Annotated in this window: 19 protein-coding genes and 2 pseudogenes; 9 read left to right on the top strand and 12 right to left on the bottom strand. The window is 44.3% G+C overall.

Annotated features, from left to right (window positions below):
* Nucleotides 1-337 precede the first annotated feature (337 nt).
* A pseudogene (locus RH86_RS04390) lies at nucleotides 338-1,215 on the bottom strand (transposase).
* A 262-nt stretch (nucleotides 1,216-1,477) separates the two neighbouring features.
* On the opposite strand from RH86_RS04390, the pseudogene RH86_RS04385 reads away from it, so the two are divergent.
* Nucleotides 1,478-1,691 (top strand): annotated as a pseudogene (locus tag RH86_RS04385) (IS5/IS1182 family transposase); the annotation flags it as partial.
* 209 nt (nucleotides 1,692-1,900) lie between these two features.
* On the top strand, nucleotides 1,901-2,677 hold the full coding sequence (locus RH86_RS04380; RefSeq protein WP_009385175.1) for a hypothetical protein: 777 nt from the start codon (nucleotides 1,901-1,903) through the stop codon (nucleotides 2,675-2,677).
* A gap of 308 nt (nucleotides 2,678-2,985) precedes the next feature.
* Here the strand turns inward: RH86_RS04380 and gcvP are convergent, their stop codons facing one another.
* Both gcvP and gcvH read right to left on the bottom strand, forming a co-directional pair.
* Nucleotides 2,986-5,853: an aminomethyl-transferring glycine dehydrogenase gene (gcvP, locus tag RH86_RS04375; RefSeq protein WP_009385174.1), complete on the bottom strand. Its 2,868-nt coding sequence runs from the start codon at nucleotides 5,851-5,853 to the stop codon at nucleotides 2,986-2,988.
* Between the two features lie 126 nt (nucleotides 5,854-5,979).
* Entirely contained in the window at nucleotides 5,980-6,360 is a 381-nt protein-coding gene (gene gcvH, locus RH86_RS04370) for a glycine cleavage system protein GcvH (RefSeq protein ID WP_009385173.1), read from the bottom strand.
* Between the two features lie 624 nt (nucleotides 6,361-6,984).
* Between gcvH and RH86_RS04365 the strand changes: the two genes are divergently transcribed.
* The 4 genes from RH86_RS04365 to RH86_RS04350 all read left to right on the top strand — a co-directional run bounded on the left by RH86_RS04365 (nucleotide 6,985) and on the right by RH86_RS04350 (nucleotide 9,998).
* Entirely contained in the window at nucleotides 6,985-7,608 is a 624-nt protein-coding gene (locus tag RH86_RS04365) for a helix-turn-helix domain-containing protein (protein ID WP_009385172.1), read from the top strand.
* 277 nt (nucleotides 7,609-7,885) lie between these two features.
* Nucleotides 7,886-9,004 (top strand): glycine cleavage system aminomethyltransferase GcvT, encoded by a 1,119-nt coding sequence (gene gcvT, locus RH86_RS04360; protein WP_009385171.1) that lies wholly within the window; start codon nucleotides 7,886-7,888, stop codon nucleotides 9,002-9,004.
* 120 nt (nucleotides 9,005-9,124) lie between these two features.
* Entirely contained in the window at nucleotides 9,125-9,403 is a 279-nt protein-coding gene (locus tag RH86_RS04355; RefSeq protein ID WP_005595314.1) for a pyrimidine/purine nucleoside phosphorylase, read from the top strand.
* Nucleotides 9,404-9,695: 292 nt separating this feature from the next.
* Nucleotides 9,696-9,998 carry a hypothetical protein gene (locus RH86_RS04350; protein ID WP_009385170.1) on the top strand — a complete coding sequence of 101 codons (303 nt, stop codon included), beginning with the start codon at nucleotides 9,696-9,698 and terminating at the stop codon, nucleotides 9,996-9,998.
* On the opposite strand, the gene RH86_RS04345 is transcribed toward RH86_RS04350, so the two are convergent.
* The 3 genes from RH86_RS04345 to RH86_RS04335 form a co-directional block, all read right to left on the bottom strand.
* Entirely contained in the window at nucleotides 9,995-11,152 is a 1,158-nt protein-coding gene (locus RH86_RS04345; RefSeq protein WP_009385169.1) for a GGDEF domain-containing protein, read from the bottom strand. The genes RH86_RS04350 and RH86_RS04345 overlap by 4 nt on opposite strands.
* A 248-nt stretch (nucleotides 11,153-11,400) precedes the next feature.
* Entirely contained in the window at nucleotides 11,401-12,471 is a 1,071-nt protein-coding gene (locus RH86_RS04340; protein ID WP_005595318.1) for a DUF3541 domain-containing protein, read from the bottom strand.
* Between the two features lie 108 nt (nucleotides 12,472-12,579).
* On the bottom strand, nucleotides 12,580-13,161 hold the full coding sequence (locus RH86_RS04335; RefSeq protein ID WP_009385168.1) for an alpha-ketoglutarate-dependent dioxygenase AlkB family protein: 582 nt from the start codon (nucleotides 13,159-13,161) through the stop codon (nucleotides 12,580-12,582).
* A 221-nt stretch (nucleotides 13,162-13,382) separates the two neighbouring features.
* Here RH86_RS04335 and RH86_RS04330 point away from each other — a divergent pair, with 221 nt between their 5' ends.
* The gene (locus RH86_RS04330; protein ID WP_009385167.1) at nucleotides 13,383-14,741 is read left to right on the top strand and encodes a diguanylate cyclase; all 1,359 of its coding nucleotides are present in this window, start codon (nucleotides 13,383-13,385) and stop codon (nucleotides 14,739-14,741) included.
* Between the two features lie 315 nt (nucleotides 14,742-15,056).
* Here RH86_RS04330 and RH86_RS04325 read toward each other — a convergent pair whose 3' ends face one another.
* Entirely contained in the window at nucleotides 15,057-16,577 is a 1,521-nt protein-coding gene (locus RH86_RS04325) for a DUF3612 domain-containing protein (protein WP_009385166.1), read from the bottom strand.
* Nucleotides 16,578-16,737: 160 nt separating this feature from the next.
* On the opposite strand from RH86_RS04325, the gene RH86_RS04320 reads away from it, so the two are divergent.
* A complete protein-coding gene (locus RH86_RS04320) occupies nucleotides 16,738-17,304 on the top strand; it encodes a malate synthase (RefSeq protein WP_009385165.1) in 567 nt (188 codons plus the stop codon).
* Nucleotides 17,305-17,376: 72 nt separating this feature from the next.
* Here RH86_RS04320 and RH86_RS04315 read toward each other — a convergent pair whose 3' ends face one another.
* The 4 genes from RH86_RS04315 to RH86_RS04300 all read right to left on the bottom strand — a co-directional run bounded on the left by RH86_RS04315 (nucleotide 17,377) and on the right by RH86_RS04300 (nucleotide 19,245).
* Nucleotides 17,377-17,625 carry a Rho-binding antiterminator gene (locus tag RH86_RS04315; RefSeq protein ID WP_009385164.1) on the bottom strand — a complete coding sequence of 83 codons (249 nt, stop codon included), beginning with the start codon at nucleotides 17,623-17,625 and terminating at the stop codon, nucleotides 17,377-17,379.
* Nucleotides 17,622-18,032, bottom strand: a complete 411-nt coding sequence (locus RH86_RS04310; RefSeq protein ID WP_009385163.1) for a VOC family protein — start codon at nucleotides 18,030-18,032, stop codon at nucleotides 17,622-17,624. Before RH86_RS04310 ends, RH86_RS04315 begins: the two co-directional genes overlap by 4 nt.
* A 79-nt stretch (nucleotides 18,033-18,111) precedes the next feature.
* Nucleotides 18,112-18,708, bottom strand: coding sequence for a LysE/ArgO family amino acid transporter (locus tag RH86_RS04305; RefSeq protein WP_009385162.1), 597 nt, complete (start codon nucleotides 18,706-18,708; stop codon nucleotides 18,112-18,114).
* The gene (locus RH86_RS04300; protein WP_009385161.1) at nucleotides 18,709-19,245 is read right to left on the bottom strand and encodes a DUF924 family protein; all 537 of its coding nucleotides are present in this window, start codon (nucleotides 19,243-19,245) and stop codon (nucleotides 18,709-18,711) included.
* Between the two features lie 219 nt (nucleotides 19,246-19,464).
* Between RH86_RS04300 and RH86_RS04295 the strand changes: the two genes are divergently transcribed.
* Nucleotides 19,465-19,761, top strand: coding sequence for a hypothetical protein (locus tag RH86_RS04295; protein WP_009385160.1), 297 nt, complete (start codon nucleotides 19,465-19,467; stop codon nucleotides 19,759-19,761).
* 105 nt (nucleotides 19,762-19,866) lie between these two features.
* On the opposite strand, the gene RH86_RS04290 is transcribed toward RH86_RS04295, so the two are convergent.
* Nucleotides 19,867-20,415 carry a hypothetical protein gene (locus tag RH86_RS04290; RefSeq protein WP_005595335.1) on the bottom strand — a complete coding sequence of 183 codons (549 nt, stop codon included), beginning with the start codon at nucleotides 20,413-20,415 and terminating at the stop codon, nucleotides 19,867-19,869.
* Nucleotides 20,416-20,449: the final 34 nt, after the last annotated feature.

Below are 20,449 nucleotides of genomic sequence, written 5' to 3'. Positions count from 1 at the left end.
AATTGAATTGATTGTTCGGTAACAGTTCAACTAATTTCTTATATCGAGTTGTCCACTAACGCCCAAAAACCCTTTCAAAGGTGCTTCTTTAATACAAAGGACAGGCACTGATACAAAAAGGGTACAAACAGGACAGACACTATATAGAAAAATCATGATTCTGAGATGTCGAGCAATATCAAGGTCATCGATACTCTTTAAATTGCTGATCATTTGGCGTTTATTTGGTGGAAAAATACAATATTGGTTAAATGAGGTGAGGTTGGAGGAACGAAGACAAACGAATATGGTCATTCGTTGGATTGGCTGTGTTATTAAGAGAGTAAATCGGCGATATTCAACCATCTAAGCGAAAAAGATGTATCCGTTTTTTGTTTAAGTGACTTCTGGCTGGTTCGATAGTGCAGAGACAGCCAACGGCGGTACTACGATGACGTTCTAATTCAGTACAGGCTCTGAGCCAATTGCGCTGGTTTAGGTTGAGCCGTTGTAGTATCGGCGGCACGCCTGCCCCTAAATAAGCTTTTCCCTCTCGAAATTGGCGCGCACTCCAATCCACCAGTTCAAGATAATCCATCAGTCGAAAGGGAATGCCATCGAGTTTTTTGTTGGTTGGATTGCCGATAAACGGGTGCAAGCATGGAGCGGTTTCTTGTTGATGGTTTAACGCTTTCAATCTGGCTTGTATCGAAGTGAATTCTGAGGTTTCTGGCGTTTTGGCAATGCCCGCTCTCAATGGGTTTAAATCGACATAAGCCATCGCCGCAGCGAGTGCTTGTTCATCGAGTAATGCCTGACTTTTAAAGCGGCTTTCCCAAACATGCCCCTTACAATCTTCTTCTCTATTGGCTTGGCAAGCAATATCAAAATTGAGCTCTTTCATAAACCAGCTAAGACTCCATAAGCGAGAGCGCCAAGAGTCAATGATTAACAAACAAGCTTCTGTTTCCGCCTCAGTGGCTAATTGCCCCAATAACCAGCGTGAACAAGACTTGGAAGTTTGTGCTCTTGCTGCCAGCGCTCGACCACTTCATGGTTAGAAAGCGTAGTGGCCTTGTCTCGATTGATATGCATGACCAGATGATAGTGGTTGCTCATAATCGCATAAGCACAAATATCGATGCAGTAGACTTGCGAGAGCGCATACATTTTGTTTTTGATCCACTCGCGGCGATGCTCAAAATTTTGCTTTGTTAACGGGTCAATACCACACAATAAACTGCGCCTAACGCAGCGAGAAACGCAGTGATAATAGGGTGTTGCATCGACGGATATCTGTTGTCTTCTGGCTGTGGTCATTGTTGGTCTCGAGTAGTGTTCACCTCTCAATAATCAAAGACAGAAAGACAGTCGCAATATTAAATACCTCAACGTATAACGAGCTTATCACCAAACCATACTTTGGTTACGTTATGGTGTGTGTCCTTTTTGGTGAGCGATACTTTGGTTACTTCATGGTGAGTGTCCCTTTTGGTGAGCGGTCGGTTGCCAGAAGCTATACGGTTCAAATAAGCATTGGCTACCATAAACGTTTGCTCTCAGAGACGGCGATGTTCTGTTTGAAAAAACTGTTCGGCGGTACATTAAGCTTAAGAAGTTACAATGCTCAGGTTTGTGAGATTTACGCCATGATAAAAGCGTTAAATAAGCTTACAGGGCTAGGTATGCCTGAAACGGTAGTAATCGCCTAACAACTAGTCATGTTAGGTGCGTTTTTAACTGAAATCGAATAGGGAAACAAAGCGTAACTAGGGGCTACGCTTCATTTACTAAACTAACCATCCTTTATTATCTTTAACTTATTGATTGTAAATTGAAATAATAAGTAAAAGACGGCATCATGCGAATATGAAAGGTGATCGTTTGCCATCTAACTAGCGGTATATGAGGAGAACTCGGTATGATGAATCGTTTTACAGTATTGTTATTATTAGTTTCAAACGATTTATTTGCGGGCGATAGTCGCCTCTTGGAGTTGGTTAGAGAATTTCAAATTGCAAAGTCTGAATATGGCGAGTTTAGCTCTCAGAGTTTACATAAGCAAAGAAAAATACAGATATACAGTCAAGCACGAAGCATCCTTTCTTCTATAACAAACGAGTGCACTGTCGAAATAGAATCAAGATGCAATTTAAAGTCAGAGCGTGACGTTGTCAGTTGCTTGGATAGCGATAGAGATTATTTATCAGAGTCTTGTAATATGGCGCTATCGAGTTTCATTGGTGGTCAGTATTTTGATAAAAGCTTCGAACATAAAGGCATTCTGATTTCAAAAGGTTCATACTTTTTCTATCAACCTAGGAACCCTAAAATGAAAATTGTTGCAGCGGTGCTAACAGAGGGTTTTAATTATAAAGGTGTAGAGTATAAAAGTGGCCGCATAGATTTTAATATTAATGGATTAGAAAGTGCATATTTAGCATATGATCAAATTATTGATGGCGTTCTTTATTCTTCTGATTTATTAGGTGTTTTCTTTCATGATAATGGGAAAGTAAAAGAAGGTGTTTTGGCTGCTGATACGAAGTTTGGATCTTATGTTTATAAAGCATCAACTCAGATTTCGCTTGATGAAAGAGGGAACGTGACAAGCGGAAGACTAGCAAATGACTATATGATTTCAGGCGAGAAGTATGCTGCTGGAGATCTTGTTGTGTTTGAGCAATTTCGTTTTTAGCTATAGGTATCGTACGGATTTACCATCGTTGTGATCTGTACCATTAGCTTTAGACAGCCAGTTAAGCGTGCGACGTTTCCATACTTTAAGTAATTCATAAAGTGCTAAAGCTCGATTTTCCAAAACACATTTTTGTCCAGATACGTGCCAGCGATATCATCGCTAGCAGAGTCGCGAAGTTGATTGACGCCAGGTAGCTTAGCCCAATAACCAAAAAGCGAACCATTCGGTTCGCTTTTGAATTATTAGGAATTAACCAACTTCATTAAGATAACCAACTTAATTAGTTATCCTCAATCCTCACACTCCTATTGATAATGATCCACACTTGGGCATGAGCAGATCAAATTACGATCGCCATAAACATTATCGACGCGGTTTACGGTTGGCCAGTATTTCGATTGCTTGGTGGCGTAAGATGGGAAACACGCAACCTCACGCGAGTAAGGACGATCCCATTGGTCATCAGACAGATCCACTTGTGTATGTGGTGCATTCACCAGTGGGTTGTTATCTAACGGCCATTCACCATTTTTCACTTTGTCCATCTCTAAACGAATAGCAACCATGGCTTCGCAGAAGCGATCCAACTCTTCCAAGTCTTCCGATTCGGTTGGCTCAACCATCAACGTGCCCGCCACTGGGAACGACATCGTTGGCGCGTGGAAGCCGTAATCCATTAAGCGTTTGGCAATGTCTTCTTCGCTAATGCCGGTGGCTTCTTTGAGTGGACGAATATCGATAATGCATTCGTGCGCCACACGGCCATTGGTACCTCGGTAAAGCACTGGGTAGTATGGGCGCAGCATTTCCATCACATAGTTGGCATTTAAAATTGCCACCTTGGTTGCTTCGGTTAAGCCTACTTCGCCCATCATGGCAATATAAGCCCATGAGATAGGTAGAATTGATGCACTGCCGAGATCTGCAGCGGAAACGGCAAACGCTTCGCCTTCGACTCCGTTTTCAATATGACCGGGTAGGAAAGGTGTAAGGTGGGATTTCACCCCAATAGGTCCCATACCTGGGCCACCACCACCATGCGGAATACAGAAGGTTTTGTGCAGGTTAAGGTGCGAAACGTCTGAGCCAATAAAGCCCGGCGTGGTTAAGCCTACTTGCGCGTTCATATTGGCACCATCAAGGTACACTTGGCCGCCAGCTTTGTGCACCATTTCGCATACCAGCTTCACTTGTTCTTCATACACGCCGTGGGTTGAAGGGTAGGTGATCATGATGCTGGATAGGTTATCGCGGTGTTTTTCGATTTTATCAGCCAGATCGTTAATATCGATGTTACCTTCTTGGTCGCATTTCACTACCACGACTTTCATTGACACCATAGAGGCTGTAGCAGGGTTAGTGCCATGCGCGGAGCTTGGGATCAAACAGACATTGCGATGTGCGTCGCCATGGCTTTCATGGTAACGCTGAATCGCGATAAGACCTGCGTATTCGCCTGATGCTCCAGAGTTTGGTTGTAGCGAGAAGTCGTCGTAACCGGTGATTTCACACAGTTTCTGCTTAAGATCTTTCGCTAGCGCGGTGTAACCAGCGGCTTGCTCAAGAGGCACAAATGGGTGCAGCGCGCCAAACTCTGGCCAAGTGACAGGAATCATTTCGGCAGCTGCATTGAGTTTCATGGTACAACTGCCCAGCGGGATCATGCCATGAGTGAGCGAGAAGTCTTTATTTTCTAGCTGTTTAAGGTAACGCATCATCTGCGTTTCACTGTGATGAGTGTTAAACACTGGGTGCGTTAAATATGTGCTGGTGCGACGACAAGATTCAGGAATCGCAGCAAACTCATTTTTCTCTATATCCACGGCGAGAGCTGCCACATTTTCTTTGATATCAAAGATGTTAAAGAGTGCTTCGATATCCACGACAGTGGTAGTTTCATCTAAGCTTACGCCGAGTTGGTGTGAAGATTTTAGCAAGCGAAGGTTGATGTCGTTTGACTGGGCTTTTTGATAGAGCGCTTCGGTTTGATCACCACTGTTGATGGTAATGGTGTCAAAAAAGCTATTATGCGCCAGTTCGTAGCCTGACTTAGTTAGCCCAGCGGCAAGGATTGCCGTCATATGGTGTGTGCGACGAGCGATAGTACGCAAGCCTTCTGCACCATGATATACCGCGTAGAACGAGGCCATATTGGCCAGTAGAGCCTGCGCAGTACAGATGTTTGAGGTCGCTTTCTCGCGGCGGATATGTTGCTCACGAGTTTGCATTGCCATGCGCAGCGCTTGGTTACCTTTAGCATCAATGGAAACACCGATAACGCGACCAGGCATGGTACGTTTGTGTTTGTCTTTGGTCGCCATGAAGGCGGCGTGTGGGCCACCATAACCCATTGGCACGCCAAAACGCTGAGCAGAGCCTATTACTACATCGGCGCCCATTTCACCCGCAGGTTTTAAAAGCGTACTGGCAAGCAGATCGGTGGCGACGGTCACTAGAGTTTTGTTGGCTTGCGCGGCGCTAATGATATCAGTGATATCGCGTACTTCACCCGTGGTCGATGGGTATTGAACTAAAGCTCCGAACACATCGTGATTAGGTAGTGAGTCAACGTCATCAATGACCACGTCAAAACCGATGTATTTTGCACGGGTTTTAACCACTCCAATAGTTTGTGGGTGCACATCCGTAGCGACGAAGAACTGGTTACTTTTGCTCTTGCCTGCTCGTTTGCATAGGGCCATCGCTTCCGCAGCCGCAGTGGCTTCATCCAACAAGGATGCATTGGCGATTTCCATGCCAGTTAAGTCCATCACCATTTGTTGGAAGTTGAGTAGTGCTTCAAGGCGGCCTTGTGATATTTCCGGTTGGTAAGGCGTATAAGCGGTATACCAACCTGGATTTTCGAATACATTACGCAAAATAACATTTGGCGTGAAGGTGTTGTAGTACCCTTGGCCAATGTAAGTGCGCTTAATTTGATTGAGCTTGGCAAACTGTTTCATGGCGGCAAGCATATCGGCTTCACTCTTGGCTTCGGTGAGCATGAGTGGTTTTTCCAAGCGGATTTGTGCTGGCACGGTTTGAATGATCAACTCATCCAAGCTTTTTGCATCGATCGCATCGAGCATTGCTTGTTGGTCGGCTTTGTTTGGTCCGTTGTGGCGAGCAACGAACTCATGTTGAGTGCTGAGGCTTTGAAGTAGTGTTGTCATTATCCTTTACCTTCTGGCTCGGATGTCGGGGGCTTTTTGACTCTGGTGAGAAAAAGATACCGATATCCATTAATACGAGCCTTTAAAAAAAGCCGCCCACTTTCATGGGCAGCTTTTGCTGATTTATTATTCTTCTTCGATAGAGTTTAAATATTCGTCTGCGTCTTTGAGATCGTTTAACTCTTCCGGATCAGACAATTTTACTTTGACGATCCAACCGCCTTCGTATGGCTCTTCGTTGATAAGCTCAGGACTGTCCTCAAGCTCCTCGTTCACTTCGATGATTTCACCGGTGACTGGCGCGTAGATGTCAGATGCGGCTTTCACTGATTCAACTAATGAGAAGTTTTCACCTGCATCGATTTCTGCTTCGACTTCAGGTAAGTCTACGAAAACAACATCACCAAGCATTTCTTGTGCATGCTCAGAGATGCCGATGGTTACAGTACCATCACCGTTATCACGCACCCATTCATGGCTGTCTGTAAACTTGAGGGTTTTGTCCATTGCTTGATCTCCACATTTCATTTTTAGGTAAAAAGAGAGTGCAGGCAGATGTTATCTCATCTTTCTTTTTTACGTGTTAGGAAGGCCCTAAACACTCTGCACTTGCTTGCTACCATTGCGTCTAAATTATTACGTCTATATTACTGAGTCTAAATTTTGCTACGCCAAAGCCGCGGCTTGTCTGTTTTGCTGATCAAGTCTTTTTCAAGACGCTAATCAGCAAAACATCGCCTGACCTTATTATCGATCACAAGTCCGCATTGATCAGTTTGCATTACTTTAATGCGGATTTTTGAGTGACCGATCACTGAATTACGCTCTGTTTAGTCACGGATTCTAGGCTACGTTTATTTCGAATAAGGTGAGTGCGCTCTTGGTAAGCATCGAGCCTCTGTTTCTGCCTTATTGAATGGTTGTAAATGCCCATGAATAAACGATTTGCAACTAACATCTCGGTAACATAGCGGTTGGTGTAAAAACAATCAACCCTAAAATTTCCTATAGGAAACATAGTTTCAGGATTTGTTAGCAAACCCACGATTGGCGAACTTTTATCCTTTTTTCTTTTGAGGGCTTATTGCACAATGCAACGTCATACAGGATGTTTAATTCGCTGGGGGATGCATGGCGGAAGAAATTTATGATGAGTATCCATCATTAACACTAGCTAAAGAGAGCCAAGAGCAGGCCATTGCGCCACTGAAGCTGGGAGTACGCATCAAAGAGATCCGCGCCCGCTTAGGTATTACCTTGGAAGAGGCTAGTCAGCGCACTGGGTTGGCACGTTCAACGTTAAGCAAAATTGAAAATGAGCAAATATCGCCAACCTTCCAGGCGATGCAAAAATTGGCCAACGGTTTGCAAATAGACATGCCACAACTCTTTGAAGCACCTGAGAAAAAGGTGGCGACGGGGCGCAGGGATATTACATTGCAAGGGCAAGGAAAACCGCACCCGACACAAACTTACGAGCATGAATTACTGGCCACGCAATTGCTCAACAAGAAGATGATGCCATTTAAAAGCCGTGTTCGTGCCCGTTCATTTGATGAATATAGCGATTGGGTTAGGCATGAAGGTGAGGAGTTTTTATTGATTCTTTCTGGCTCTGTTACCTTCTATTCCGAGTTCTATGAACCGGTTGTTTTGGGTGAGGGTGACAGTGTTTATTATGATGCCAATATGGGGCATATGCTGGTTTCAATCAGTGATGAAGATGCTCATATTCTTTGGGTAACCGCAAAATAAGCAGGTTGTTTCCAATTGGAAATACACACTGCAATCATGGATTTCTTGAGCTGGCCGAAGCCAGCTCATATTATTTTATGCCTCTTTGCATGGCAATGAATACGGTAACGAATGTTCGTAAAATGTTAAATGTCACACTTTACATCTATGGGTAAATTTTAACCGTGCAAACTCACCTGTATCATGTTTATTATCGGAAACAAGATTTCTTATCGGTTCCTGCTTAACTCGATCGCAGGAATCCGAAGTAGAACCAAACGGACATTTGGAGAGCCCCATGACTGAAGTGCTACTGACCACACCATTGCATGATTTGCATCTTGAAGCGGGGGCGAAAATGGTCCCTTTCGCCGGTTACGATATGCCAGTTCAATACAAGTTAGGTGTAAAAAAAGAACATTTACACACTCGTGAACAGGCAGGTTTATTTGATGTGTCACACATGGGGCAATTGCGTTTAAAAGGCGTGGATGCAGCAGCATTTCTTGAAACTTTAGTGCCAGTCGACATTATCGATTTACCGGTAGGTAATCAGCGCTATGCGTTTTTTACCAATGCTCAAGGCGGCATTATGGATGACTTGATGGTGGCCAATTTAGGTGACCATTTGTTTGTTGTCGTTAATGCGGCATGTAAAACACAAGATATTACTCATCTACAAGATCATCTTCCGCAAGGGGTTGAGCTTGAGGTGATTGAAGATCGTGCGCTACTTGCATTACAAGGGCCTAAAGCGGTGAATGTTTTACAGCGTTTACAACCTGCGGTGGCAGAGATGATCTTTATGGATGTCGGTCAATATTCTTTGCTCGATGTGGATTGCATCATTTCTCGTAGCGGTTATACCGGTGAAGATGGCTATGAAATATCGGTGCCAGCTGAACATGCGAAAGCATTAGCACAAGCATTACTTGCCGAACAGGAAGTTGAGTGGATTGGGCTTGGTGCTCGTGACTCTCTGCGTCTTGAGTGCGGTTTGTGTCTGTATGGCCATGATTTGGATGAAACCACTACCCCTGTCGAAGCGAGTTTATTATGGGGCATTCAAAAGGTACGTCGCTCTGGTGAAGCGCGTGCTGGTGGCTTCCCGGGGGCAGACATTGTTCTTACTCAGATTGAAACAAAGCAAGTAGCGCGCAAACGCGTGGGGTTAGTTGGAGAAACCAAAGCGCCAGTACGCGAAGGTTGTGAGTTGTTTGATGCTGATGGTCAGCGAATTGGTAATGTAACCAGTGGAACGGCAGGCCCTACAGCAGGTAAGCCTGTGTCAATGGGGTATGTGAGCGCCGATCTTGCCACAGTCGGCACACAAGTTTTCGCTGAAGTTCGCGGAAAGATGTTACCAATGACGATCGAAAAGATGCCATTTGTTCCGCAAAGGTATTTCCGAGGCTAATTGATTTTATTCACTTAGTGCTTGTTGGACCGATAAATTTAGGATAAAAGATCACTTTAAAATCGGCTGAGCGATAGCGTTGAGTCGATGACTATTATTCAGCAAGCTCAAGGAAGAAAAATGAAACACAATGTTTATTTTGAAGGTAATGTACAGTCACTAGCGTTTACTCAACTAAGCGATGAATCAAGTGTGGGTGTGATGGCTCCTGGTGAATACACCTTTGGCACCGCATCTCCAGAGAAAATGACCGTGATTAAAGGTGCACTAACGATCAAACGTGAAGGTGAGCTTGATTGGACTACGTTCAAAGACGGTGAGTCATTTAACGTTTCAGGTGATTCTTCATTTGAACTTCGTGTTGAAATGGCGACCGCATATTTCTGCGAATATCTATAAAAAAAGTGCCGCGCTTAGGCGCGGCATTAACCAAACTGCTTTTAATCGCAGACGACAGTGGATGATGTCTTCGTCGGTTATAATTCTTTCCCCAATCCCCACTTATATTGCAGCTATTGAGTATAAGTAAAAACCTTAGCGTTATTCTGCGTTACTTTTTCTATCAACTCCCCTTGGTAAAACTGACCATTATGTTCGATAAATTCGATGGGTGAGTTCGTAATATCCGAGCCTACAATTCAATCAGTTGACTATACTTATAGTATCCATAATCGTTTATGAGGAGGTAAGTATGGCAGTGGGTTCCCGACGTACTGACTCAAATTCACGTTATGATCCTGATGAAGGTTTTACTCCTGATCAACTTCATCGCTTTGGTCGAGTGGCTAATCGTGCCCAGATTGCGCGAGAGCAGCGTCAACGTGCGGAGGATTTAGATCTTAGTGAAGACGATGCAATCGTGAAACGTGCGAAAAAGCGAGCACTCAAGCCGATTATTCCCTCGTTATCGGAAAATAAGCATTCTGTTCGTTACGCTATTTGGCTCATTGTTGCGTTAGTCGGGTTACTTTGGGTGATGTACATGACCGGTTAAGCGTTGTTGAGCTTCCTGACATTGCCTTCTGTTAATGTGGGAATCTCTTGCAGTGAACAAAGCGTGTCACCATGGTAATACTGAAATTGATTCTTCCCTTTATGTTTCGCTGCATACATCGCTTTATCTGCGCAACGTGTTAACTCATGTAAGTTATCTGCATCTTGAGGATATAACGCTACCCCGACGCTAACGGTTAAGCTGCTTACCTGTTTCGAACCGGAATAACTGTCCTGAAATAAATGACAAATTCGATGCAAAATACCTTCTAGATCCTGCTTGCTGCGCACATCATAAAGTAAAATGACAAACTCATCTCCGGCAAATCTTGCGATTGAGTAGTCGTGTTTATTACTGTCACGATCTCGGGTTCTAATGTTGTTCTTTAACCGTTTGGAGAACTGTTGTAACACTCGATCGCCCACTTCATGCCCATAGGTGTCATTGATTTCTTTAAAGTCATCAATATCTAAAAAGACCAGAGCGGTTGTTGAAGGTAAGTGGATTATTTCTGCCAATTTTTTGGTTGCCCAATGTTCAAAACTCCACCGATTAGCCAGCCCGGTTAATTGATCGAGGTAGGCGAGATCTTCTATGCCTTCACGGTAGAGCGACTGGATATAGTTGAGCATTTTAGAGTAGTAGAAAGAGGCGGTATTGCAGATCAAGCAGATGACGACAAGGCTTAGAATGAAACGCTCATGTGAGGTATCCAACTGAGTAAAAACCGCATCGGTAAAAAGGCTTGCGGCGATCGCTAAGGCGCAAAAGGACACACTGAACAAAAGACCTGTTCTGAATTCATTGATCAAAATCGTTGCGGCGATAATAGGGAAAATCCACATTAAGCGATCAGGAAAGCGTTCACTGTAGAGAAGCAATATCACGCCTTGCAGCATGAGTACGCCAGTGAGGATAAGGTCTGAGTAATTGAGGCTGCGATGGTAGTGAAGGTGCCAAAGATTAAGGGCTAACACCACGCAACAGACAAAGTTGATGGTCGCGAATACATTTTCATGGTTCGCGAAGTAAGCAAAACCATAACCAGTCAACACGCAGATAGAGAGTAGCGAGCACAGGCGCACCAATTTACATTTTCGAGTTGCACGGATATCTGCCATTTCTTCTAAGTGTCTGCCGACAAAATTACTCATTTGTAGCTATGCCTCCTAACTCATATTCTGCCCTAAGTCTAGGAGATTAAATCCACTCTGAAGTCTGGATAGCGGTGTTTTACTGTGACCAAGGTCTTGAAATTATATGAATCTATAGTGTGATTTCGTTACAAAGCGGAAAGTTGCTCGGGTTATTTGATCCGCTAAGATCATGCAGATTGACGTTGATGAGCGAGTAGCGGTGCTTTTTTATAAAAAGACGCCCTCGAAGGAGGGCGTATGATGGGTTATTTGGCTTCAAGTCCGTAAGGAAGTCGCGTGAAGATCTCTGGTTGATTGGTATAGGTTGGCGCTTGGTTTACTTGTTGCCAATCGAGCAACATGATCGCTAGTACATTGCGGTGCTCACCTTTGGAGAAGTCAAAGTCGCCAGTATTTGAAGGTACCATACCATGCTGCTTATTAACGGCTGCGGCAATGGCCGCGCGTGTTTTGGCCACCACTGGGTCATTTTCAAGGCCGGCAAGTAAGAAGTTAATCCCCACTTCTGCGATGACATCTTCTTTTGCGCGGATCAGAATCTCATCGATATTGTCTCGATAGTAGTCATAGATCCATTGATGATCTTTTTCGTTGACCTGTTTTTGGTAATACTCTGATTCAGCAAAAATGATGTGCGTCATGCCATACAGTTTATTGCCGTATTGCTGCGGAGAGAGCTTGCTGTCTTTATCGTCAGGGTAGGTTTTGCGAAATGCTTCGATAAAAGCCGGTACGACATCTTGTTCTCCAAGTTGGCGTAACCAGTAAACTTGATTGGCTAGTTGTGCTGCCCATGCGCGAATCATCTCAGGATCACTGGCGTAGTGGTTAAAATCGTAACGGCGGATCACTTGACGCAATTTTGCATCTTGTTGGTGCTTGAGGCCATATTCGTTTGCTCTTGCCATCGAGCCAAGTAAGTCGACGCCCAGGTAGAGATATTCTGGTGTGTGTTTTGTGACGGTATAGCGGCGCATGCTGCGTTCATCTTCGTCACCAACGTAACCTTCTAGGCGTTTTTCTGAATAAAGATAGATTTGTTCCGGAGTGTTTACGTCTGCTGCGAAGTAATTTAATCGACTCGCGACGCGGGCAAGATCACTCCAGATTGCCGCGGAGTATTTTTTATCTAATGTTTGGCGATACATTCGCAAACCATAGTGGCCTTCTTTGAAAGCAGGCAGTGTGAAGAGCTTTTGCTCATAAGTTTGACGGATCAAATCAGCTGATTGTTGGTATTGTTCACTCTGTGTATCAGCGAAAGCAGAATGTGATAGGGTTAGGCCAAGTATGAGGGTGAGAAAATAGCGGCGCATCGAATATCCCTAGTAAAATGATGAGTATACAACAATAACAAACATTACTGTTGTCAATGTGAGTAATCAGTCAGATTCACGTAAAGTTATTTAATTCAATAAATGGCCCTATTTGATGGTGCGGAAGGTGAGATTAATTCGCGGCTCTTTAGGCCGTTTTGTTTTAGGTAAAGCGTGTTTCCAGTAGTGTTGTAATGCCCCGCCCATTACGAGCAAAGCGCCGTGGGAAAGCTCTAGGCGAATAGTTTCACCACTTTGGGTATGTTTAAGAGCAAACATTCTACGTGCCCCCAAGCTGAGAGAAGCTATAACGGGGTTAATGCCAAGCTCGGGCTCATTGTCTTGATGCCATCCCATTGAGTCTTGACCATCGCGGTAGAGATTTAATAAGACGGAGTTGAACTGACTTTGGCATACCTGTTCGCAACGCTGTTTTATAGCGATGATTTCTTGTGGCATTGGTTGAGCTTCGAGCGTCAGCCCTGAATATTGATAATTGCGCTCACCATACCAAGCGATGAGCCTAGGCTGCGGAATCGTTTTTCCAAATAGAGAGATGGATTTTTGCTGCCAAGCGGTTCGATGCAACAAAAGTGAATGGAGAGCATCGGCTTCCTCTTTAGCGATAAAGTCGGGCAGGTATAAGAGCTTGCCATCCTGCACCGTTTGCCATTTCCTGCTTTTTTCCATTTATTTTCTCCATTATCGGCTCAATTCATCAATGAATTGCCTTTTTTGACGGTGAATTCTACGCCGCGTAGTATAGTTTACTAATGATAAAAATATAAATTGCAGCATCTCTCTGTTGATCATGACGGGAGCATGCAAAGCAATAGTAGCGCCAAGTTGTTTTTTTTGGCTAATAGCGCTTTCGCGAGTCGCATTTAGCTTGTTTAAGGGGGAGCGGTAGAATGAAGCACCGCCAAGGCTGGTATTGGCCGTTATTTCTATGTTGGGCCATGTTTATGCTCATTGCTGTGATGGGAGTGGAGTTTTTAAATCGCTATCAACAGCAATACCTTAATTCGTTAGAGCAAGAAGATGCCAAAGAAGATCTTTCCTTAGTGCGTTCTCGTTTGGAGTCATTAATTGTCTCTGATATCTATGTCTTGAATAGCTTGCCAGTTTTGGTCGCGCTAAATCCTGATATGAAGAAACTGGATTGGAACAAATTGGCTGAAAATGTTTTTCAACGTAGTCGCCATATTCGTGTGATTGGGCTAGCGCCCAATGATGTGGTTAAGTACATCTATCCGCTTGAGGGTAATGAATCCGTCTTAGGGTTAGATTATCGAATGGTTCCCGAACAATGGTCTTCGATTCAGAAAGCCAAATCGATAAAAGAAACATTTATTGCAGGGCCTGTGGAATTGTATCAAGGAGGCCGGCACTTGATTGCTCGCTTGCCTATTTTTATCGATGCTCCCTTTAACCAAAACTATTGGGGAGTGTGCAGCGTTGTGATTGATTTGAACGCTCTTTTTGAAGACGCAGGCGTATATCGGTTAGATCAGCAATATAATATCGCTCTACGCGGGGTCGATAGTTCTGGCCATGCGGGGGCGATGTTCTTCGGTGAAAAAGAGACCTTCACTAATGCTTTTGCAATTGAAAATGTTTACTTTCCTTATGGACATTGGGTGATTGCGGCCTCAGCAAAAAATGATTTCTTAAGTCAACTTGATTGGTATCAAGTCCACAGCGCGCGCATTATTGGCTATTGTGCCTTGTTTGCTATCTCACTGTCGTTCCTCGCGATATCGCGTATGTATCACACCGCAAACGAACGTTCGTTGCACGATGAACTGACGGGGCTACCCAATCGGCGATATTTTATTTATACCATCGAGCATCAATTTTCACTCGCAATAAGCTCAGAAGTGAACGAGGGCTTCGCAGTGCTGAATATTGATTTAGATAAGTTTAAATCGGTCAATGATCAGCTAGGGCATGCGGCGGGAGATAAAGTCCTAAAAGTTATCGCTCAACGTATTCAAGGAGCTCTAAGGGCATCGGATGTGGTTGCACGGGTTGGAGGCGATGAATTTCTGGTATTGCTCCCTAGAGTCGCGACAGAACATGATGTAGAGCGTATTGTCAGCACTTTGACTCGTGCAGTGAGTACGACTCCAATTATGTATGATCATCATGCTATCAACATTGAGGTGAGCATTGGCTATGCACTCTACGATCGAAGATTTGTGAGTGTGGAAGAGATGTTTAAGTTAGCTGACAGCCGAATGTATCACGTCAAAAATCAACATCATTAGCCATAATGTTCGCAATTTGCAAATTGAGGATTTGCAAAATATTCTATATTTGCATTTTGCAAAAGCACTATGCATGATGTTTTCATGAAACAGCTGAACATTTAACCAAAAACAATCGTTTAGATAAATTAAAAAACTTGGCACGCATTGTGCTTTATTAAATATGACCCTTATTAAGCCGAGGGTCACCTAGCCAACTGACGTTGTTAGTGAACCGAATATTTGTTCACAATCATACATAGCCAATCATCTCTATTGTGATTGGCTTTTTTTCTGCCTAAATTTCAGTAATGCAGTCGATTTCACTCTATCCCGTTAATTATCACCACAACGCTGATAACAACTTGGTTGTCGCGGGCAAACAGCTCCGCGTGAACAGATAACTCGTGCGTCAGAATAGAGCCCTCGCTCGACCCAATTGATGTTCAGTATTTTCGCAATCGTAGTAAATTCTTGCTGAATGTGTCTTGGTATTGGTGCACTGCCACCACTTTCAACACACAAGGCTTTTAACTCTTCAGCAATGGCACGCGATTGGCCGCCTTGCGCATCGATGGCGGGGTTGAGATCTATCCCGGCACACAATACGCGATTGTTACCTGCAGGGTCGGTCATGTTGATCGATTCGCAGCAATAGATTCGCGGTTCATCACCAACGTGCAAAATAGAGATTTGTGCAGAAGTGGCACTCTGCGGCTCTGATAAACGTCTAAATACTGCCCAGTGTTGGCAGGGATCGTTCACTTTACGCATATTGCCCCAAGGTAGCGGGATGCCATTACCACGATACACCGCTTTGAGCTTGTTTTGGCCATAAGCATCGAAATAGTGCCAGTGAGGATAAGGCGATACAACGGTCATTCGTCGCATGGCAACGGATGGCGAAACCCCCGCTTTTTTATGTACATCTATTTCGTAGCCATTGCGATCGAGTAACTGGCGAAAGGGCACTTTAGGGCACAGCAAGGCTCCGGCGAAGAAACTGGATTCAAAATCGCGCCATGCTTGCAAAATATCCTTTGAGTTCAAGTCAGAACTGCTGTTTTGATCTGGATGCTCTTCCCAGCTATTTGCATGACCGACCGAGAGAACGCTTTTTAAGCCTTCTTTTGAGTGCAAGACGCAATGGCCGATATAAACCGCTAGGTCATACTTGAGACGAGTAGGGTAATCACGCAGAATTTCATTGATATAGATAAAACCCGGCGGTTCAAAAAACGAAGTTACCACTTGTTTTGCGCTGACCCCTAGTTCATCAACCACATCTTGTGGCGAGCGTGAAATCCAACGAATCGTCAGTCCCATACTACGGGCGATATCCATAAGATCTTGCGCCGACAAGTTCAAGCGCTTGAGGCCAACCTCTTCCGCTGCTCTTTCGAGATCGGGAAAGTGGTTTTGATGACTCTCTTGATGAGCGCGGATCAAAAGGTGCGCAAATTGACGACCAGTAATGCCGGTTTGCGAGAGCATTTCTGGAATGGCGATTTGTAAAATGTCTTTTGAGAAGAGAAAGCTTGGTTCGAGCGCCATGCCACTAATCCCACCGCGGTTGCCTTTATCGGGGGTAATGGCTTCGTGAGCAGGCTCATCATCTAAAAACCAAGCCGGATCTTTTTGGAATACCTCGGCGATCACTTCAAGCATATCGATGCTTGGTACGCGCTTACCTCGCTCTATCATCGAGAGATAAGAAACGGATGGCGCATATTCAGGATTGATCCGAATACAACGCGCTGAGAGATCTTCCATCGTTAAATGGTTACGTTTCCTAAGATTCCTAATTTTTGTTCCTAGGAAATGGGACTGACGTATTAAGCTTTTTGACAAGGACATTTTGTAAAATTCACATTGTAAAATTTTTGTTGTGAAATTGTAGTCAAAAATTCGCTAGTCTACAAAGTATGCAAGTTCACAAATTTGTCATTAAATTGCTAAACAAGTTTCATGAACTGCGTAGGGACTTAGATGATGTGTTATCCGCGAGGGAAAGACTATGAATATGCAAACTTTCGATAATAATGAGATTCAAACGAATACAGCGCCATTTATTGCAAATGCAGTCTTTGCCGTGGAAGCAATCAATGCTGAACAAGCAGCAGAGAAACAACTCAAAGCTAAGCAGCTACTTGATAGACTGTTTCCGCTTGAGAATGGTTCACACAGTGATGTAACCGCTTATGTGATTGATTACCGCCACGTAATGGCTTACTTCAAAGATGGCCGTCATAGTGGTTTGAAGCACCCTAAGCACTTTGTGGCTTTTACTGGTGAAAAAGAAGACCCACATTCCGTCGTGCTACGTGATGGCAATGGTAGCCACATGGAAGTGCTGTTTGGTCACCACAAAGGCACTGGGGCAGTTGAACATATCGATATTGATGATATCCAGATGGAAACGTGCACCACATTCCCACAAGCGGATTCAAGTGCGGCGATGCGCCATTGGATTAGCTTGGTGAAAGGGGATCAAAAAGGCCGTCCATGTGCCTGCAGTGAAGACAAGGAGTACACCGCGAAGAACGGTGATGACTACCGACTTGATTGCTGCTTCAAACTGTAAGGTGTGTTGTGGTCGCTGAGTGCAAATTCAGGGAGAACAGGTAAGCAGATTCCAGCCAAATGGCTGGAATTTTTATGCGTTGAACTCAATCAAAGAGAAGTGAGGGTTGTCGGTGAGTGCTTGGAGTGAAAGCATTAACTCTGTTGGTAGCAATATTTCTTCTTGTTTGATTTCTATTATCAAACACTCTTGATGATGCTCGTTATAGCGAGTGTCTCGCGCGACACCTTCGTACACTGACTGATCTTTTAGGGTGATACGTACCAAAAAATGATAAAGACAGGCTATTTCAAGGTAATCGTATTGCTGGCATGAAATCATGATGGTTCCTTAAACGGTTTGAGTTCGACGATATTACCTTCAGGATCTCTGATATAGAGCGAGCGGCCAAAGCCTTGTGCGCCATAACGTTCAACAAACGATTCGGTTTGAATACCATGCTGATGGAGATAACGTAATAGAGTGTCTTCGTCGCGAGCGGCGATTTGTAAACAAAAATGGTCAAGGTTGCGACCATTTTGCTGTGGTGCTTTACCGCCTAATTGTCCCAATTCGCTGTCAACGGTCACTATGTCTATCAAAGCGTGACCGGCTCTGAGTTGCGTTAAGCCTAGGTCGGGTAGGGTACGCTCGATACGGCAACCGAGGATGTGGTGATAAAACTCAAGCATTGCTGTGATTCGACTAGTACGTAACACGAGATGGTCTAAACCGATGATCTCAATCATATCAAATTACCTACGTAATGACGTTTATCTACCTTAGTGAGTGATCCTCGACTGAACATACCATATTCCCCCCGCAATCCTACACGAGCAATTTTGCAGCCAGCAGCAGCATCACGATGCCAATGATTGCTTCTAACACCTTCCATGAGCGTGGATGGCGAAATATTGGAGCAAGTAATCTTGCACCGTATCCTAGGGTAAAGAAGAATAAGAATGATCCTGAGATAGCACCTAAGGCAAAGTGTAGTTTATTGGGTTCGTACTGGGTGGAAATCGAACCCAATAGCACGACGGTATCAAGATAGACATGGGGATTGAGCCAAGTAAAAGCTAAGCAGAGTATTGCAGTCCTTTTGGCATTGGCTTGCGAATCCCCATGTGGGGTTAATGCATGGTTGGTGTTCCATGCTGAATAGAGACTGCGCAAGCCATACCAAAATAGAAACAGTGCTCCGCCGTAACGTGCAAACAGTTCCAAATTCGGAAATTGCTTTATCAACACGCCAAACCCAGCAACTCCGGCCGCAATCAAAATGGCATCCGAGGCCGCGCACAGTAAGCAAACTAAAAAGACATGCTGGCGTTGAATACCCTGCTTTAGAACAAACGCATTTTGCGCGCCAATCGCAATGATCAGTGATAGTCCTAGCGCCAATCCGGCAAGATAGGTACTCATTTAGAAGCTAGAGCCCGGTTGGCTGAGAAAGTCGATTTCTTCGGTTGTGCTTTCACGGCTTAAGATTGCGTTTCGATGTGGGTAACGGCCAAAGCGGTCAATGATTAGCTTGTGCTTGAGCTCAAAATCGTAGTTATTTTCCATGCCCGGTTGAGAAAATAGAACGACGGCTTGTTTATGAATCGCAGCAGACTCACTATGCATAAAAGGCATGTATAAGAAGGATCGTTCAATGGTGGTGAGTGACTTGTCAGCCTCTAACCGAATTGCTTCCTGCGCAAGCCCGAGCGCTAATGGATCTTGGCTGAAAGCCAGTGGGGTATTGCGGTAAATATTGCGTGAAAACTGGTCAAGCACAATGATCTCGGCCAAACGGCCTTCCGGTGTGACGCGCCATGTAAACAGTTCCGCTTGTGATGCTTGCTTGAGTAAATCACCAAATTGATCACGGATGGCGTTATCAACCTCTTGATTGGCAACGAACCAATCTTTTGCTTCGAGTTGGTTAAACCAAAAATCGAGAACTTGTTGTTGCATGTGAACTCCTTTCTTTACACGTGCGTTTTGCCTAGAGTACGCCTGTTGGCGATAGGTTGCCTTCCAAGCGATTGATTTAACAATATAGCGCAGATTCAATACTGACAAAATGGCAAGCTTACTCGTCAACGAGGTGCGGAATAAATAAACAGCAGGGAGTTGATATTTGTCTGGTCAGGCATATAATTTGTCGCCCGCAATCTACGTGCTGAATTAATTATGTCGATATTGAAAAAGCCAGATCGCATCACTGCGATGCAAGACATCATCACGCAAGTGTTGGAAGAGCTGCCTTTGTATGAGCCTGAAACCTATGTTTGTGGTAGCAAAGGAAATTGTGTCGGCTGTCCTAAAAAGTTGCTGGAGATGGTTGATGGTGAACTCACCTATTGGCAGAGTGCTTTGTCACGCGGCATCATCCCCCAATTTGATGAGATTCGACGTTTTGGTAAGATGTGCAGTAGTGTGCGTAAAGGGCTAGCACGTAACAACTTACTACTAAAACCGAGTCGCTAGTTTGGCGCGTGACAATCAAATAAGAAAGGGGAGCGGCATGCTCCCCTTTGCGTTTTTTGGTGATTTATCGCAATCCGACTTCGTTTGTCTCATGGACAACACCAGTTAGAAGCAGGCTTTTTTGACAAAGTAAGGGTTATCAAATTTCTTCTCTGAGCCCAATTCAGACCGTACCAACTTGTTCCAAAGCTGACGATCAAACTCGCTTTTTGGAATCGAAGGGTAGAGCGTTTCAACCTCTTCATACGCAAAGCGCATAAACTGCTTTTTCTTAATTTGGTTGTATTTATTCGCCACACGATTGTGCTTTTTGATCCACTCTAACTTGTAATCATGTAGCGCGGGTTCTGCCTGCTCAAACGGAACGCGTGATAGATAAACACGTTTGTATGAGACTTTTCTATCCAACATGGTACGTAACGCGGTTTGGATGTACTTACCGTGTTGAGTGATGGATATGTCGTCTAACTTAAAGGGCTTAATGTGCCAGCCAGCAGGGAAAAAATCCGCTTGTTTAAAGTACTTGTTGCGCGCTTCAATCGCGTCATGCAATACAATGTCTGACGTACCATTAAAGGTTTGCTGCCAGCGGCCAATACGAATTTGCAAGGCGGTTGGCAAGCGATAAATATTGGTAAATTTATCTTGGTCCATAAGCAAAATACTACTCAAAACAGCCGGTGTCAGT

This window comes from Vibrio sp. N418, from assembly GCF_000222565.1.
Lineage (GTDB): Bacteria > Pseudomonadota > Gammaproteobacteria > Enterobacterales > Vibrionaceae > Vibrio > Vibrio scophthalmi.
Note: the sequence above shows the minus strand (reverse complement) of the source record. Positions and strands in the feature narration are given on the sequence as shown.

What these genes read in the sequence shown, in the direction of transcription:
- RH86_RS04320 (WP_009385165.1), top strand. Translation starts at nt 16,738, where the DNA reads ATGAATATGCAAACTTTCGATAATAATGAGATTCAAACGAATACAGCG.
- RH86_RS04290 (WP_005595335.1), bottom strand. Translation starts at nt 20,415, where the DNA reads ATGGACCAAGATAAATTTACCAATATTTATCGCTTGCCAACCGCCTTG.
- RH86_RS04325 (WP_009385166.1), bottom strand. Translation starts at nt 16,577, where the DNA reads ATGTCCTTGTCAAAAAGCTTAATACGTCAGTCCCATTTCCTAGGAACA.
- gcvT (WP_009385171.1), top strand. Translation starts at nt 7,886, where the DNA reads ATGACTGAAGTGCTACTGACCACACCATTGCATGATTTGCATCTTGAA.
- gcvH (WP_009385173.1), bottom strand. Translation starts at nt 6,360, where the DNA reads ATGGACAAAACCCTCAAGTTTACAGACAGCCATGAATGGGTGCGTGAT.
- RH86_RS04315 (WP_009385164.1), bottom strand. Translation starts at nt 17,625, where the DNA reads ATGATTTCATGCCAGCAATACGATTACCTTGAAATAGCCTGTCTTTAT.
- RH86_RS04355 (WP_005595314.1), top strand. Translation starts at nt 9,125, where the DNA reads ATGAAACACAATGTTTATTTTGAAGGTAATGTACAGTCACTAGCGTTT.
- RH86_RS04350 (WP_009385170.1), top strand. Translation starts at nt 9,696, where the DNA reads ATGGCAGTGGGTTCCCGACGTACTGACTCAAATTCACGTTATGATCCT.
- RH86_RS04300 (WP_009385161.1), bottom strand. Translation starts at nt 19,245, where the DNA reads ATGCAACAACAAGTTCTCGATTTTTGGTTTAACCAACTCGAAGCAAAA.
- RH86_RS04365 (WP_009385172.1), top strand. Translation starts at nt 6,985, where the DNA reads ATGGCGGAAGAAATTTATGATGAGTATCCATCATTAACACTAGCTAAA.
- RH86_RS04345 (WP_009385169.1), bottom strand. Translation starts at nt 11,152, where the DNA reads ATGAGTAATTTTGTCGGCAGACACTTAGAAGAAATGGCAGATATCCGT.
- RH86_RS04310 (WP_009385163.1), bottom strand. Translation starts at nt 18,032, where the DNA reads ATGATTGAGATCATCGGTTTAGACCATCTCGTGTTACGTACTAGTCGA.
- RH86_RS04340 (WP_005595318.1), bottom strand. Translation starts at nt 12,471, where the DNA reads ATGCGCCGCTATTTTCTCACCCTCATACTTGGCCTAACCCTATCACAT.
- RH86_RS04380 (WP_009385175.1), top strand. Translation starts at nt 1,901, where the DNA reads ATGATGAATCGTTTTACAGTATTGTTATTATTAGTTTCAAACGATTTA.
- RH86_RS04305 (WP_009385162.1), bottom strand. Translation starts at nt 18,708, where the DNA reads ATGAGTACCTATCTTGCCGGATTGGCGCTAGGACTATCACTGATCATT.
- RH86_RS04295 (WP_009385160.1), top strand. Translation starts at nt 19,465, where the DNA reads ATGTCGATATTGAAAAAGCCAGATCGCATCACTGCGATGCAAGACATC.
- gcvP (WP_009385174.1), bottom strand. Translation starts at nt 5,853, where the DNA reads ATGACAACACTACTTCAAAGCCTCAGCACTCAACATGAGTTCGTTGCT.
- RH86_RS04330 (WP_009385167.1), top strand. Translation starts at nt 13,383, where the DNA reads ATGAAGCACCGCCAAGGCTGGTATTGGCCGTTATTTCTATGTTGGGCC.
- RH86_RS04335 (WP_009385168.1), bottom strand. Translation starts at nt 13,161, where the DNA reads ATGGAAAAAAGCAGGAAATGGCAAACGGTGCAGGATGGCAAGCTCTTA.